We start from the raw sequence: 15,917 nt of genomic DNA, 5'->3' as shown, positions 1-15,917 counted from the left end.
AAAGATTTTAAAGTCAATTACTTCGTTAAACCTGGTTTTATGGGTTTTAGAGCTCATAATTAAGCCGTTTATATAGATTGAGAAACATTAGTTTGAGAGGGGAAAGAAAGTTGACTAAAAAAAGCACAAAACAAAAATCATTAGGACCAAAAATTATCGGAACATTATTAGCAATGTCAATCATACCTTTAGTAATTATTATGTTTATAAACTCTAAGGTAATGACAAACATCTTACAAAAGAGACTAGATATAGAAGCGAAAAATAATGTCGAAAATGTTTATCAAACATTAGATAGCATTCAAGACGCAGTTTTAGGTGCTGTTAAAGCGACAGCACAATTACCTGAATTAGGTAAACCTGTAAACAAACCTATGGAAGAGCTAAAAATCAAAAATGCTTTAGAATTAGTTGGAAAAACTAATCCAAATATTACTGAAATTTATTTTTTACCAAATGATCATGATTTAATTTCAAGTGTAGATGTTGAGGCATCTTTTGCAGAAATGAGTGTTAGACCATGGTATAAAGCAGCAATGGATAATCCAAATGACTATAATTGGTCAAAACCACAAAGAGATAAGATTACTGGCGATACAGTATTAATGATTTCTAAAGCTATATATTCAAATGGAAAAATAGTTGGTGTTTTATCTGCTGATATGAGTTTCCCACGGGTAAATAACATGATTAAGAAATCAAAAATTGGTGAAACAGGCCGTGTCGTCATGATGAGTGATGAAGGTAAAATTTTGGCTTCACCACAAAACAAAGAATTAAATGAAAATGTCCAAGAACATCAAGTCTATAAAAATATTATGGAAAGTGGTAATTCCGGGTTTGTCAAAGATAAAACAGGAAATGCCTATTTCAAGAAAAATAAACATGGCTTAATTGTCAGTTCATTCTTAGAGCCAAACGAATTGAATAACAATAAAATGGCTATACTACAAAAATCTTTAATAATGATTATCATTTGGAGTGCAATTGCTATTTTTGTAGCATTAGTGGTTACAAGAGAAGTAATTAAGATGGCTCGATTAATGGTTGATTCATTTGGGCGAGCTAGTATGGGTGATATGACAGTCAAAATTGGTGTCTTAAGACAAGCAGATGAAAATTCTATTTTAAGAAAAATTCCATTTATTAAAAATAGAATAGGTAACGGTGAAATCGATGAAAATGGCAACGAAATTCATCGTATCGTTTCAGCATTTAATCGCATGATTGAAGGCTTCAGTCGTTTAATTGAAGGTATCCAGATGGAAAGTGATAACTTAGCTAAAATGGCTGTTGACTTAGGAGAAATTTCGAAACAAACAAATTCTGCAACAGAAGAAGTGTCAGAAACAATTACCGGAATTGCTCAAGCAACGAGTTCACAAGCCGTGGATGCTGAAAACACAGTTTCAGAAATGAATAATTTGGGTGAAGCAGTTGAGGGAATATTAAATAAAGCAAATGAAATGAATGATGCAGCTGCTATTACAACTGAGCTTAATGTTGAAAATTCAAGACTAATGGTCAATGTCCATGAAAATTGGGAAATTGAACGTGTTAAACTTGGAGAATTAGCTGAAAGTATGGAAACAATGAACTTAGATATTCAAAATATTAATAAAATCATTAAAGTCATTACTGATTTATCAGCACAAACAAATCTGTTAGCATTAAATGCTTCAATTGAAGCTGCCAGAGCTGGTGAAGCTGGAAAAGGTTTCGCTGTTGTAGCGGAAGAAGTTCGTAAGTTAGCGGAACAAAGTGCTAACTCAACAAAAGATATTGAAAACATAATAGAAACAATTCAAACTAAATCACAAGAAATCGTGACACAAGTTAGCGAATCTTATGAGGGTGGTTTGAAACAAACAGAAATAATTGATGGTGCAATTGAATCAAGTAAAGAAGTTGCTGCTAAAGTAGATGTGTTCGTTAATCAAATTACTGAAATTGACGCCTTAGTTGAACACGTTAAAGCCGAAAAAGATACTGTCTTATTTGCAGTTGAAAACATTTCAGCTTCAACACAAGAAAATTCGGCCGGTACTGAAGAAGTTTCAGCAAATGCTGAGGAAATTTTGGCTACAATGGAAGAATTTGCTACGAATATTTCAGAACTTGAAAAAACAACAGAAATACTAAATCTACAAGTGAATAGTTTCAAATTAAAATAATAGCAATTGATTAAGTAGGCACATTACGTGCCTACTTAAATCAAGTGATGTACTTATGGGGGAATCAATATGAAGAAGCAAATTGTTTTTAAGAGTCATCAACAAACCTTTAGTCTCCCAGTTGAGCAAATTGAAAAGATTATTTTATGGGAACAACCAGTTTCAGTTCCGTTAGAACAGGAATTTGTTCTAGGTGTGATCAAACATCAAGGACATGTTGTTCCAGTTATTGATTTATCTTTTCTATTTTATCAAGCGTTCACTGAAATTAATTCTTCGTGTAAATTGATTATTAGTTCGTTAAATGGAAAACTAATTAGTTTTCTAGTTGAAGACATTGTTGGTATTAAAGATTTTGAAAAACAACAATTTGAAGAAGTCGATGATGAATTTATGGTTGAAAAAGAATTTATTGAAGCATTTGTTAAAACAGATGCTGATATTATCTTAGAGTTGAACCTAGCTCGTTTATTAGATTTAAAAGCGATTAAAGGTATTGAACTTGAAACATTTATTCAATCATTAGTGGACAAGGAAGACGCATAATGTGTAGCGAAATAAAAGTAGGTATTGCTGATTTTAAAATTACAGAATCACCCAATGTAATTCAAACGTTAGGATTAGGTTCTTGTGTTGCCGTTTTTGTTTACGATAAAGCAAAAAAAGTTGGGGGATTGAGCCATATTATGTTGCCAGATAGCACCATGTTTCAACATCGGGCTGAAATAAAGGCGAGCAAATTTGCTGATTTAGCAATTAAAGACATGGTCAATGAAATGATGACTAAATATGGCTGTACAAAACTCGTTGCAAAAATTGCGGGTGGTGCTAATATGTTTAGTTTCAATCAATCTTCCCAAACCAAGAATATCGGTGAACGGAATGTCGTGGCTGTTGAACAAGAATTAAAAAAATTAAGAATTCCGATTTTAGCAAGAAATACTGGTGGCACGACTGGACGCTCATTTTTTGCCAATTTAGAAAATCTTGAGGTAAAAGTTAAGATTGTCAATTCTGACATCATTTATTTGTAAATAGGGGGAAACAAGATGTCAATTAAAGTTTTAGTTATCGATGATTCAGCGTTTATGCGCAAAATTATTTCCGATACAATTAATAAAATTTCAGAGTGTGAGGTTGTAGGAATCGCTCGTGATGGAGAGTCGTCACTACCACAGATTCGCAAACTGAAACCAGATATTATTACACTTGATATTGAAATGCCGGGAATGAATGGCTTAGAAACACTAAAAAAAATTAAAGCAGAATTCGATATTCCAGTTATTATGTTGAGTTCACATTCTGGTGAAGAAATGACGATTGCTTCCTTAGAAATTGGTGCGATGGACTTTATCGAAAAACCAGAAAATTTATTTAGTATTAGTAGTGATTTTGAAAGTGAGTTAAAACAAAAATTAACATCGATTTCGGCAACTAAGCCGACTAAACAACGAACCCCTTCAGAAAATAGACAAAAAAGAAGGATACAGAACCGTAATCTTCCGAGTTCCGTTAAAGCAATTGTGATTGGGGCTTCAACGGGTGGTCCGAGAGCTCTAATGAGACTTATTAAATATATTCCAAGTTCTTTAAAAATTCCTATTGTTATTGTGCAACATATGCCAAGTGGCTTTACGTTATCTTTTTCAAAACGCTTAAATCAAGAAGCAAATGTAAACGTTGTTGAAGCAAGAGACAACATGATTCTAAAAGGTGGCACAGTTTATATTGCACCTGGTGACTATCATTTGCGAATTAAAAGTGGACGCATAAAACTAACTGAAGATGAAGCAAAGATTCACGGCGTCAGGCCAGCAGTGGATTATCTCTTTGAATCAGCATCTGTAGAGTATGGTGAAAATTTAGTAGCAATTATTCTAACAGGTATGGGTAACGACGGTACAATTGGTATGAAGAAAATTAAAGCTTTAAAAGGATATACGATTGCGCAAGATGAGGAAACTTCAGTCGTCTTTGGTATGCCAAGACGTGCCATCGAAAGTGGTGTGGTTGATAGCATACTAAGTCTAGATGAAATTGGAGACCAATTAAATGTATTGATTGAGGAGAAACAATGGAAACAGAATTCATAGAATTTTATCATTGGGTAAAGAAAAATTTGGGTTTAGACTTATTTTCTTATAAAGAAAAACAATTACAACGACGTATTTTAACAATTATGAAAAATACAACGGCAACAAATCTTACTGATTATTGTCAGTTGATGAAAACTAATCCAGAAGTAAAATATGAGTTTTTGGATTATATTACGATAAATGTGACTGAATTTTTCAGAAATCCGGAATTATTCCGTACCTTTGAATCAGAGTTAGTTTCAAAAATTGCGCCTCAATTTTCTTCATTAAAAATATGGAGTGCAGCTTGTTCAATTGGCTGTGAACCGTACAGTGTGGCAATGTTGGCCGATAGGAATCAATTATCATTAACATCGAACAAAATAATTGCGACTGATATTGATCAAACAATTCTAACTCAAGCAAAAAAAGGCGTTTTCAAAGATAGTCATCTTAAAAATGTTTCCGATACAGATTTAAAAAACTATTTTAAAAACGAAAAAGATGATTTTTATATTTCAGATAAGATAAAGCGAAAAGTTCACTTTAAGAAACATGATTTACTGCTTGATCGTTTTGAAAAAGATTGTCATGTCATTATTTGTCGTAATGTGACAATCTATTTTAAATCAGAAGCACGTGATAAAATCTATCAACAATTTAGTGAGAGTTTAGTACCTGGAGGATTGTTCTTTACAGGTGCAACTGAAACCATCATGAATCCAGAACGTTTTGGATTAAAGAAAATGGGAACCTTTATGTATCAGAAAATAGGTTAGAAACAGAAAGGGGTGTTTTTTATGGATGAAAATAGTCAATATCGAGAACTGTTTTTTGAAGAAACAGCTGATCATCTTGAAAGTTTGAACGATGCTATCATGGAATTAGAAAGTGACCCAACAAGTAGTGAATTAATCGACAGTATTTTTAGATCAGCACATACACTAAAAGGTATGGCGGCTACTATGGGTTATGAATCAATGACTAAGCTTACGCATAAGATGGAAAACATTTTTCAACTTGTCAAAGACCAAGAAATCGAAGTGACACATCAAGTTATTTCATTAATTCTAGAAAGTTTAGATTGTCTTGATACCATTGTTGAAGATTTAAAAATTGAAATTGAGACAGATATCAGTATCATTCAAGAACTCATTGAACGCTTGGATCATTTAAATCCAGAAACACAAGATACATCAGATACAGAAAAAACAACGCCGGAATCAACAGAATTTTTTCAACATTTGGATGAAACAGAAAAAATGATGATTGATGAAGCACAAGACAATGGTTTTGAAGCATTGGGGCTCAAAATTACTTTAGATGAGTCGTGTACGATGAAGGGACCTCGAGTATATTTGATTCTAAATAGTTTAGAGTCAATGGGAGAACTTGTTCATTGTGAACCCGAAATGGAAAAACTAGAGAACGGTGAGTTTGATCAAGCTTTTACACTGTTATTTTTCACTAAAGAAACAGCAGAAACAATTGTAGAAACAATTAAAAGTGATATCGATGTAGCGCAAGTTGAACTTAAAAAAATGACACCGCTTGATGAAGAAAATGTTGTGGAAGAAGCGACAGCTTCAGAAGTGGAAACTGTTGGACAATCGGATAAACAAGCAGAACCAGGCAAAACAGTTATTAAAAAGAATGATAAACTAAAAGAAAAGCCACGACAAAATCAAAGTATCAAAGTTGATTTAGATCGGTTGGATACTTTCATGAACTTAGTTTCTGAACTGGTTGTATATCGTACACGACTTGAAAACTTGAGTCATCAATTTAATGCAACTGAAATTCAAGATCCACTTGGTCAAGTTGGTCGGATTACGTCTGAATTACAGGACTTAGTCTTAAAAATTCGAATGCAACAAGTCAGTGTCGTGACAAATCGCTTTCCTAAAATGGTTCGTAATTTATCTCGTGATCTAGGTAAAGAAATGAATTTAATTATTGAAGGTGAAGAGACGGAGCTTGACCGAACAGTGGTAACCGAGTTGAGCGAACCATTAATTCACTTGATTCGAAATTCTGCCGATCACGGGATTGAAAGCAAAGAACGCCGCTTAGAACTTGGTAAACCAGAGATTGGACAAATTAAATTAACAGCTTGCCAACAAGGAAATCGCGTTATTATCACACTTTCGGATGATGGTAAGGGCTTGGATCCAGAGATGCTTGCTCGAAAAGCGCAAGAAAAAGGCATTGAAATTGATGGTAAGGGCGAAAAAGAAATCTTAAATATTATCTTCCATCCTGGTTTTTCAACTGCTCAAGAGGTAACAAACGTCTCAGGTCGAGGTGTTGGAATGGACGTTGTTCATTCTAAAATTGAAAGTTTAGGCGGTAGCATTGAACTTGCGAGTGAGGTTAATCGTGGGACCGAATTTACGATTAATTTACCATTAACGCTATCTATTATTCAATCCTTAATGGTTAAAGTGATGGATCAAACATTTGCATTGCCTTTAGGTGTCATTGAAAAAGTTATTTCAATTTCCGAAGAAGATTTAATCAGTGTCCATCAAACTGAAATTTATACTTATCGCGGTAAGGCAACACCAGTTATTCGTATTAAAGATGTTCTTGGGTTTGAATCAAATGAAGTCACAACTGAAAAACATTTAATTATGATTTTACTCGGTAAGAAACATTATGCTTTACTAGTTGATGAATTGATTGGACAACAAGAAATTGTCATTAAAAAATTAGGTAAAGAACTAGGACATTTAAAAAATTATCTAGGTGCAACAATTTTAGGTAATGGAGATGTAACTTTAATTCTTGATATCAATGCAATTTGCAATGAAAGTACAGGTGACGCATATGGAAAAGTCGATTAATAGTATCCAAATTGATGCTTTAAAAGAGCTGATTAATATTGGAGGAGGAAATGCCGCAACAAGTATTTCTGAAATTATCGACGAACCTGTCAACATGCGAGTACCGGTGATTGATATAATGGATTATGAAGAGTTGTATTCAACTGTTATGGCAGAGGATAAACCAGTCTATGCTGTAATGAATCAAGTTTACGGAGATGCAGGCGGAATATTTTTATTTTCATTGACGCATGAAGTTGTAAAAACAATGACAGCAATGATGTTGCCGAAAGATATTGAAGTAACAAGTGAGTTGGAACAATCTGCGATTATTGAATTAGAAAATATTGTTGTGAATTCCTTTTTAATGGCTTTAAGCAAAGAAATAAACTACAATATGCTTTCGTCAGTTCCTCAACTTACAATCGATATGTTTGGTTCGATTATTAGTAGTCTCTACATGGAGATGGGGCAATTTGATGAGCAACTTTTAATTATAAAAAATGAGTTTCTATACTTAGGTGATAAAATTGATGCGTCACTTTATTTTATACCGTATGAAGGAACATTAGAAAAAATATTTAAATCAATGGGTGTATAGGGAGAGATTATAATGTCAAAAAAAGTATTAATCGTGGATGATGCGGTATTTATGAGAATGAAATTAAAGGATATTCTAGAAAAAAATGGTTACGTTGTCGTTGACGAAGCACAAAATGGTCTAGAAGCAATTGAAAAATACAAAGCAACACAACCAGATATCGTGACAATGGATATCACAATGCCAGAAATGGACGGCTTAGATGCATTGAAAGAAATCAAAGCATTTGATAGCAACGCAAAAATCTTGATGTGTAGTGCAATGGGACAACAAGCAATGGTTATGGATGCTATTCGTTCAGGAGCGCTAGACTTTATTGTTAAACCATTTGATGCTGATCGCGTGATCAAAGCACTAGACAAAGTCACATTTTAGTTTGCCTAAATTTTTTTAACGAGAGGAAGATTGGATGCAACTGATCGTATTTGTAAAAGAGAAAAAATATTACGGCATTCAAACTGAAAATGTCGGTGAAATAATCAAAAAAGGAAAAGTTTTCCCAGTTCCTCAGGCGCCGATTTGGGTTGAAGGATTAATAAACTTACGTGGAACGGTCGTGACACTTGTCAATTTTGCTACATTTTTAGCAGAAGAGACAAATGAAGAGCTAGAAAACATTATCGTTTTAACTAAAAATACTGATAAAATTGGTCTTTTAGTGGAAAAAATCCATGGTGTTTTCACAGTTAATCCAGAAGATATCCAACACATTAAAAAGTCAGAACAAAATCAGAATATTGAAGGATTAATCTCAATTGATGGTAAGATGACGAATATTATTAATATTATGACAATATTCTCGGAAAATGAGGGATTTCATTGAAGCAAGTATTAAGTCAACAAGAAATCGATACATTGCTCTCAGCGATGAATAGTGGTGATATCGACGAGATTGTTTTAGAAGAAAATGAGTCGGAAGAAAAAGTGAAGTTGTATGATTTCAAGCGTCCTACAAAATTATCTAAAGAGTATATTAATACTCTACATATGATCTTTGAAGATTTCTCAAAATATGCTAGTAATCAATTAACAACGCAACTTAGAACAAATGTTGGTGTCAAATTAGCTGCGATTGAACAAGTCAGTTATGATGAGTTTATTCATTCGATTCCTAAATTTACATTATTAGGAGTCTTTCATTCGGCGCCATTAAATGGAATCCAAATGATTGAGATGAATCCTCAATTTAGTATGCTAATTGTTGAATTGTTATGTGGTAGTACTGAGCAAGTAATTGCAAGAGCTCAAGAACAAGATTCTGATAAGAAAACATTTACAGATATTGAACTTGCGATTTTAGAAGAAGTAGTGAAAACGCTGGTTGGTGCGTTTGAATCATCTTGGAAAGACATTGAAAACCTTGAATGTCATTTAGACAGCTTAGATACTAATCCACAACTATTACAAAATATGTCACCGAATGAACCAGTTGTTTTAGTTACTTTTAGAACAACAATTTTTAAAAAGAGCACATTTATCAACCTTTGTGTACCTTATGTCTTCTTTGAAGGTATTATGGACAAACTAAGTATTCGTAATTGGTTTGATTCAGATAAAGGCTTTAGCCGCAAAGACAATGAACATTTGAAAAAAAATATTGAGACTGCCAATTTGGCCGTTGAAGCGAGTTTAGGCAAAACAACAATGACCTTGTATGATTTTGCTAACTTAGAAGAAGGCGATGTAGTTGCCTTGGATCAGAAAATTTCTGATCCATTGAAGCTTTACATTGAAAATCAGTATTTTGGGTTAGTGAGACCTGGAAAAAATAATGAAAAGCTTGCAGTGGAAATACTGGAGTTTATAGAAGGGGATGTTGAGTAATGGCCAATGATTTATCACAAGAACAAATTGATCAACTCGTAAAAGAAAAAGAAACATCAAATGAAAATACAAATGATACTGGTGCGATTCCAATTGATCAAGAAATCGTGGATTTAATTGGAGAAGTTGGTAATATTGCAATGTCTCAGGCTGCTACAACATTATCTTCTATTTTAAATCGTGCGGTGAATATCACCACACCAAAAGTAAGTTATGTACCGTTCCAAGCAATTTTAGAAGATTTGGTTACACCAAAAGTATCTTCGATTGTTGAATTTAGAGAAGGACTTGAAGGTAGTAATTTCTTATTACTTGATGTTAAAGATGCTATTATCATAGCTGATTTGATGATGGGTAATGACGGAACGACTAAAAAAGAAGAGTTTACAGAATTAGAATTAAGCGCGGTTGCAGAAGCAATGAATCAAATGATTGGATCAGCATCGACTTCGTTAGCAACAATGTTAACGAAAAAAGTTGATATCTATCCACCAAATGTTATTCTTTGGGAAGATGAACAAGCGGTTGAATATGCGAAAATTTCACCAGAAGAGATCGTTTGTAAAACATCATTCTCATTAACAGTTGAAGGTGTTATTGATAGTGAAATTATGCAAATTTATACTGAAGACATGGTAAATGAAATTTGTGATATCATGTTGGCTGATTTCAGTAAAGAACCCGCACAAAATACAGAAGCACCAGCTGAAGTTGCAGTTGAAGCTCCTAAAAAAAGTGAGGTAGTTAAAGTGGATGATGTGAATCGTAAAAAAATTAATGTTCAAAGACCTGAATTCCAGGATTTATCAAATAAAGAAGTGACATCTAACGTTGAAAATCTCGAATTATTAATGGATGTGCCACTTGATTTTACCGTTTCATTAGGAAAGACTAGAATGTCTATTAAAGAAATACTATCACTTGGCGTTGGTTCAGTCGTTGATTTGAAAAAATTAACAGATGAACCATTAGAGATTTTTGTAAATGGTAAATTAATTGCCCAAGGTGAAGTTGTGGTAATCAATGAAAACTTTGGCGTACGTATTACAAATATTGTGTCTCAAAAACAACGTTTAAATAATATTTCGTAATTAAAAATTAGAGGCAGCTATTAAAATAGTCACCTCTAATTTTTTTATCTAAAAAGACTTAATAATTTTTAAAAATGACCGATATAGGACGTAAGAGCTGTTATACAGTTTAAATTGTATAAAAAAAGGAAGTGACTTCATGAAAATAAATCATCAATATCAAGCGTACTTAGACGCAAGCCAACATCTAAATGCAAAGGTTTCTTCAAAACAAGCGAATAAACCAAGTAAGGATTCTTCGGTTCAAATTGAGATTTCAGAAGCCAGTCGTAAATTATTAGCTGCAAATAGTGGTAGTACTGATGTTCAGTCTGCAAAAGTATTAGCTATTAAAAATGCAATTAAAAATGGAACTTATCAAGTTTCTCCTGAGCGTATTGCTGATTCTATGATCGCACAAATGAATCAAGAAAAGGAATAAACAAGCAATGGATAACAAAGAGATGCATTTTTACTTAAAACAATTTATTTCAATTTTGAAGAAAGAACAAAAAGCCTTAATTCAAAATAAAAATGAAAAAATTGAAGCGATTGTAAAACAAAAAGAAGAATTTGTGGCAGTGTTTGAATCATTTGAACCTGTTGATAGTCCAGAAATCAAACAATTAATTTTAGAAATTAAAGAACTACAAACAACTAATTTAATGTTGACCGAACAAGCAATTCAGTACAACGATGCATTCTTATCGGCCGTTGTAAAAGAATCAAAAAAAACACAGTCAACTTATTCTGCTGATGGAAAATATACACAACAGAAAGATGTTAGTTTTATTGAACAATCATTTTAGAAAAGGATGGTGAGTGTTTATGGCAGGTTTATTTGGTACATTAGGTACTGCGAATAAAGGCATGAACGCACAACAAAAAGCCTTAGAAACAACAAGTCATAATATTTCTAATGCAAATACTCCAGGATTTTCACGTCAACGTGTGAATTTACAAGCTGATTTACCATATACAATGACTGGAATTGGACAAATTGGAACAGGAGTGAAAGTTTCGTCAATTACACGAATTGTTGATGATTTTGTCATTAAAAATATCCGTAACGAAACCTCTGCACTTCACCAATATGAAGTTAAATCAGATATCTTGGGCCAATTAGAAGGTATTTTTAATGAAGGAGATGACGTAAAAGGTTTGTCGTATGATTTAAGTGTCTATTTTGACTCATGGACAAAACTAGCGAATAATCCTGAATTTGATAATGCTAAATCGATTTTATCTGAGAATGGAAGTACATTAACAGATAATATTAATCATATGGCGATTCAAATTGATGATCTTAAAAATAATACTTTATCGACATTAGAAAAAAGTGTTCTTGATGTGAACGGTAAATTAACTGAATTGCAAGATATCAATAGTCAAATCTATAAACTACAAAATGATGGCGTTTATCCAAATGATTTATTGGATCGTCGCGATAGTTTATTAAAAGATATCGCAGGCTTTTCAAAAGTTGATGCGAGTTTTGACCAATACGGGCGCGTTTCGGTTAAGATGGATGGTCAAGATATCTTAACGCCAAATAGTCTTTCAACGATTAGTGTCGTTGTTGGCCATGATAAGGATGGTAATGCGTTAGTTTCTCATGGTGGAAATTCACTCGTAAATCGTGAAACGGTTGATCAAAAAGATCTTAAAGTTGGTCAATTGATGATTTCAAATGATAAACAAAATGAAAAAGATTATCAAACTTTGGATGTGATTTCTGGATCAAGTAAAGGTCATCAAGACGCTCTAACTGAATTAGATCAACGTTTAGAGGAATTAAATCAATTTGCATTTGGTTTAGCGTCTAGTGTAAATATGATTCATTCAGATAATGGTAAGAGTATTGATTTCTTCGACTTAGGTAGTGATAAAAATTATGCACGTAACCTTAAAGTATCTGATGAAATTAAGAAAGATCCTAAAAAAATTAATGCAGCACAAAATATTGATAATCACGAAGTTGGAGACGGTTCACGTGCTTTAGCGATATCACGATTGAAAGATATCACTTTTAATTATCCAATTACAAAAGCTGATTTAGACGCTGCTTATGATGAAAATAAAATGACCTTTAAAGCTGTTGACGGTGGTTTAACATTTTTAGGTTCATTTGTTGATATCGTTACTAAAAATGGTATCTCAAAACAACAAGCTGATAATAAAATGATGGCGCAAGACTATATTGTCAATCAATTAGAAGTGAAAAACTCTTCGATTTCAGGTGTCAATATAAACGAAGAAGTTTCAGGCGTTATTCGTTACCAACGTGCTTTCCAAGCTAATGCTAAAGTTATTTCTGTCATTTCAGAGATGCTGGATACATTAATTAATCGAACAGGAGTGTAGAGTATGAGAGTTTCAACGTCAATGATGTATACTGATTTTACTCGCAATATCAATCGAAATTCGAGTAAACTACAAAAATATCAAAATCAATTGAGTACTTTAAATGAGTACAGTAAATCATCTGATAATCCAATTGAATTTGCTAAAATTATTAATTTAACTGATCAAATTTCACAAAATAAATATTTTAATGAAACAATAAATGATGCTATTTCTTGGAGTAACTCACAAGATGGTGCTTTAAGTAACGCGTCGGATTCTTTCCACCGCATTCGTCAATTGATTACTTCTAGTGCGACAGGCACACAAGGTTCAGAAGAAATGGAAGCCAATAAAAAAGAAATTATGTCTGAAATTGAAGGAATTGTGGATGCTTTGAACACAAACTTTGATGGTCGTTATATCTTTGGTGGACAAAATACAAAACAAGCTCCTTTTGAAGTGGTAAAAAATGATAAAGGTGAGTTAGTCGAAATTAAATATCACGGAACTGATAGTAAAGATGGTCAGGTCAAAACAAATCTAGGTCGTGAAATATCAAAAGGCGTGACGATTGATTTGATTACTGATGGTAATTTATTTATCAATGAAAAAGGAACTGATGCAGACCCGGATAATTTGAGTTCATTTTTCAACGAAGTGATTACCGCAATTAATGATGGTGATCAAGACGCTTTATCTGGTCCGCTTCTTGAAAAAGTATCGATCCATTCAGAGAATTTTGTGAATGTTCGTTCTCAAATTGGGACATTATCAAACCGCTTATCGGCAGCAAAAGATCGTAATGAGATGGAAAGCTTGAATTTAAAACAAGTCTTATCAAACAAACAAGATGTTGACATTGCTGAAAAGTATATGAATTTTTCAAAGGAATTGATTTCATATCAAGCGTCTCTTTCAATGGGAACAAAAATCTTACAAACAAGTATTTTAGATTATGTATAAAAATAAGAGCTGACTTTACAATTATTAAAGTCTAGCTCTTATTTTTTTAGTAATGCGTAGGTAAAACATGTAATGAATCAACTTGTTTAGGTAAATAACCTTTACCCGGTTGCCATTCAATAACGACACGATAAGCAGCCCCGGTTTGGCGATTGGTCAGAAATCCTTCAACTAAGTTACCTTTAACATTTGTGAGCCACCATTCTTCAAGTAAGTCTGGCGCCACATCTAAACTTTGTGCAAAAGCTTTTTTCATTTCAATGCGGTCGAGACTACCAGCATCAAAAGAAATACGGTGCGGTTCACTTTGACTCGTTTTTACGATATGCCATTTTGAATCTTGGTAAGACTCTTTAACGTTAGCATCCGCAGATTGTAGTTTTTTCTTAGTTTCTTTTTTTGAGTCATCCAACGTCGGCATTTTTTCTTGATCAACAATTTTCTTTTCAGGTGTTTTCGCCACTTTTTGATTATTGCTGGGTTCTGTTAATTTAATTGTTTCTCCGCCAATGGTTTCTTGTGGCTTGTCCCGAGCGGCCATTTGCTTGCCAGTTGAAAAAGCAAAAAGGCAAATGAGTACAACTGCGAGATACCCAAAATACTTTCTGTTGACATAAATTTTTCGTTTCAAAAGAATCCCCATTTCTTTCATTAATCTTCATCATTATACCATTTTTAGATGGATAAAAAAAATCTATTTAAAAAGATTAACTATTATTTTTTTTTGCCGATAATATGTTTTGAGGATAACCTCAAAGATAAAATTGGAGGAATTACAAATGAGAATTAATACAAATACAGCAGCTTTAAACACTTATTCACGTTTAGGTGCAGCAAACGCATCAAAATCAAACTCTTTAGCTAAATTATCTTCAGGATTACGTATCAACCGTGCTGGCGACGACGCAGCTGGTTTAGCAATCTCTGAAAAAATGAAAGGCCAAATCAGTGGTCTTAAACAAGCAACTCGTAACGCTCAAGATGGCATTTCATTAATCCAAACAGCTGAAGGTGCTTTAAACGAAACTCACGATATCTTAAACCGTATGCGTGACTTAGCTTCACAATCAGCAACAGGAACTTTAGGCGACGATGACCGTAAAGAATTGAATAAAGAATTTAGCGCATTAAAAGAAGAAATCACTCGTATTTCTGATACAACTGAATTCAACAAGAAAACTTTATTAAATGGTGACTTCAATACAGCTGGTTCATTAACTGAAACTAAAGGTGCTGATGCAAGCAAATATTATTCTGTTAATGTTTCTGATGAAGCTAAAGCAGATAAATTAGAATTATCATTTACTCGTACTGATGGAACTGCTGGTAAAGCAACAGTTAACACAGGTTTCTTCTTAGATGATGCTGATGGAAATATTTATACAGGTACAGATAAAACTGGTGATTTAGTAGGTAAACTTACTTATACAACTGAAGGTAAAGCTACAGCTGGCGATGTTGCAGCAACTGCAACAAAAACAACTTTTGCTGCTCCAGTTGAAGACAAAACTAAAGCTCTTAAATTACACATCGGTGCTAACAAAGATCAAAACATCAGCGTAAGCATTGGTAAAATGGATGCTAAATCTTTAGGAATTAACGAATTAGACTTATCAAAACAAGAAGATGCTAATGATGCTATCGAAGTTATTGATAAAGCAAAAACTCAAGTATCAAGCACTCGTTCTGACTTAGGTGCGGTACAAAACCGTCTACAACACACAATCAACAACCTTTCTACAACACAAGAAAACTTATCAGAAGCTAACTCACGTATCCGTGACGTTGACATGGCTGAAGAAATGATGAGCTTCACTAAGAGCAACATCCTTTCTCAAGCTGCAACTTCAATGTTGGCACAAGCTAACGCTATGCCACAAAGCGTTCTTTCATTATTACAATAATCTGAGAATGTGAGAAAAGAAACCAAAATTTTTGGTTTCTTTTTTTTCTTTAGGGTTAACATTTCTAAATGGACACCGATAAATAGGGTAGAGGATAACCTCAACGAAAAACATATTGGAGGAATTACAAATGAG

General features: G+C 33.3%; 17 protein-coding genes. 16 read left to right on the top strand and 1 reads right to left on the bottom strand.

Going from position 1 to position 15,917, the window contains the following annotated elements; genetic code table 11:
* The first annotated feature begins 110 nt into the window (after window positions 1-110).
* From ESZ54_RS06135 to flgL, 15 genes are all read left to right on the top strand, one after another.
* Complete coding sequence (locus ESZ54_RS06135; protein WP_136136786.1) at window positions 111-2,174, top strand: methyl-accepting chemotaxis protein; 2,064 nt, start codon at window positions 111-113, stop codon at window positions 2,172-2,174.
* A 69-nt stretch (window positions 2,175-2,243) separates the two neighbouring features.
* Window positions 2,244-2,720: a chemotaxis protein CheW gene (locus tag ESZ54_RS06130; RefSeq protein WP_136136785.1), complete on the top strand. Its 477-nt coding sequence runs from the start codon at window positions 2,244-2,246 to the stop codon at window positions 2,718-2,720.
* Window positions 2,720-3,208: a chemotaxis protein CheD gene (locus tag ESZ54_RS06125; protein WP_136136784.1), complete on the top strand. Its 489-nt coding sequence runs from the start codon at window positions 2,720-2,722 to the stop codon at window positions 3,206-3,208. Before ESZ54_RS06130 ends, ESZ54_RS06125 begins: the two co-directional genes overlap by 1 nt.
* A 15-nt stretch (window positions 3,209-3,223) precedes the next feature.
* Window positions 3,224-4,267, top strand: coding sequence for a protein-glutamate methylesterase/protein-glutamine glutaminase (locus ESZ54_RS06120; RefSeq protein WP_204249516.1), 1,044 nt, complete (start codon window positions 3,224-3,226; stop codon window positions 4,265-4,267).
* Window positions 4,249-5,028 (top strand): CheR family methyltransferase, encoded by a 780-nt coding sequence (locus ESZ54_RS06115; RefSeq protein ID WP_136136783.1) that lies wholly within the window; start codon window positions 4,249-4,251, stop codon window positions 5,026-5,028. The genes ESZ54_RS06120 and ESZ54_RS06115 overlap by 19 nt, the downstream gene beginning before the upstream one ends.
* A gap of 21 nt (window positions 5,029-5,049) precedes the next feature.
* A complete protein-coding gene (locus tag ESZ54_RS06110; RefSeq protein ID WP_136136782.1) occupies window positions 5,050-7,095 on the top strand; it encodes a chemotaxis protein CheA in 2,046 nt (681 codons plus the stop codon).
* Window positions 7,079-7,675 (top strand): chemotaxis protein CheC, encoded by a 597-nt coding sequence (locus tag ESZ54_RS06105; RefSeq protein WP_162615115.1) that lies wholly within the window; start codon window positions 7,079-7,081, stop codon window positions 7,673-7,675. Before ESZ54_RS06110 ends, ESZ54_RS06105 begins: the two co-directional genes overlap by 17 nt.
* A 12-nt stretch (window positions 7,676-7,687) precedes the next feature.
* Window positions 7,688-8,050, top strand: a complete 363-nt coding sequence (locus ESZ54_RS06100) for a response regulator (RefSeq protein ID WP_136136780.1) — start codon at window positions 7,688-7,690, stop codon at window positions 8,048-8,050.
* 34 nt (window positions 8,051-8,084) lie between these two features.
* Window positions 8,085-8,498 (top strand): chemotaxis protein CheW, encoded by a 414-nt coding sequence (locus ESZ54_RS06095; protein ID WP_136136779.1) that lies wholly within the window; start codon window positions 8,085-8,087, stop codon window positions 8,496-8,498.
* A complete protein-coding gene (gene fliM / locus ESZ54_RS06090; RefSeq protein WP_136136778.1) occupies window positions 8,495-9,499 on the top strand; it encodes a flagellar motor switch protein FliM in 1,005 nt (334 codons plus the stop codon). Before ESZ54_RS06095 ends, fliM begins: the two co-directional genes overlap by 4 nt.
* Window positions 9,499-10,590: a flagellar motor switch phosphatase FliY gene (fliY, locus tag ESZ54_RS06085; protein WP_136136777.1), complete on the top strand. Its 1,092-nt coding sequence runs from the start codon at window positions 9,499-9,501 to the stop codon at window positions 10,588-10,590. Before fliM ends, fliY begins: the two co-directional genes overlap by 1 nt.
* Before the next feature lie 139 nt (window positions 10,591-10,729).
* Complete coding sequence (gene flgM, locus ESZ54_RS06080; protein ID WP_136136776.1) at window positions 10,730-11,011, top strand: flagellar biosynthesis anti-sigma factor FlgM; 282 nt, start codon at window positions 10,730-10,732, stop codon at window positions 11,009-11,011.
* A gap of 7 nt (window positions 11,012-11,018) precedes the next feature.
* Window positions 11,019-11,378, top strand: a complete 360-nt coding sequence (locus ESZ54_RS06075; protein ID WP_136136775.1) for a flagellar export chaperone FlgN — start codon at window positions 11,019-11,021, stop codon at window positions 11,376-11,378.
* A 19-nt stretch (window positions 11,379-11,397) separates the two neighbouring features.
* Window positions 11,398-12,933, top strand: coding sequence for a flagellar hook-associated protein FlgK (gene flgK / locus ESZ54_RS06070; RefSeq protein WP_136136774.1), 1,536 nt, complete (start codon window positions 11,398-11,400; stop codon window positions 12,931-12,933).
* 3 nt (window positions 12,934-12,936) lie between these two features.
* Complete coding sequence (flgL, locus tag ESZ54_RS06065; protein WP_136136773.1) at window positions 12,937-13,878, top strand: flagellar hook-associated protein FlgL; 942 nt, start codon at window positions 12,937-12,939, stop codon at window positions 13,876-13,878.
* 46 nt (window positions 13,879-13,924) lie between these two features.
* Here flgL and ESZ54_RS06060 read toward each other — a convergent pair whose 3' ends face one another.
* Window positions 13,925-14,530 carry a YrrS family protein gene (locus tag ESZ54_RS06060; RefSeq protein ID WP_136136772.1) on the bottom strand — a complete coding sequence of 202 codons (606 nt, stop codon included), beginning with the start codon at window positions 14,528-14,530 and terminating at the stop codon, window positions 13,925-13,927.
* A gap of 127 nt (window positions 14,531-14,657) precedes the next feature.
* On the opposite strand from ESZ54_RS06060, the gene ESZ54_RS06055 reads away from it, so the two are divergent.
* Window positions 14,658-15,782 (top strand): flagellin N-terminal helical domain-containing protein, encoded by a 1,125-nt coding sequence (locus ESZ54_RS06055; protein ID WP_136136771.1) that lies wholly within the window; start codon window positions 14,658-14,660, stop codon window positions 15,780-15,782.
* Window positions 15,783-15,917 lie beyond the last annotated feature (135 nt).

Source organism: Vagococcus silagei, assembly GCF_004795745.1.
Lineage (GTDB): Bacteria > Bacillota > Bacilli > Lactobacillales > Vagococcaceae > Vagococcus > Vagococcus silagei.
The sequence above is the reverse complement of the archived record's forward strand: the minus strand, read 5'-3'. Positions and strand labels throughout refer to the sequence as shown.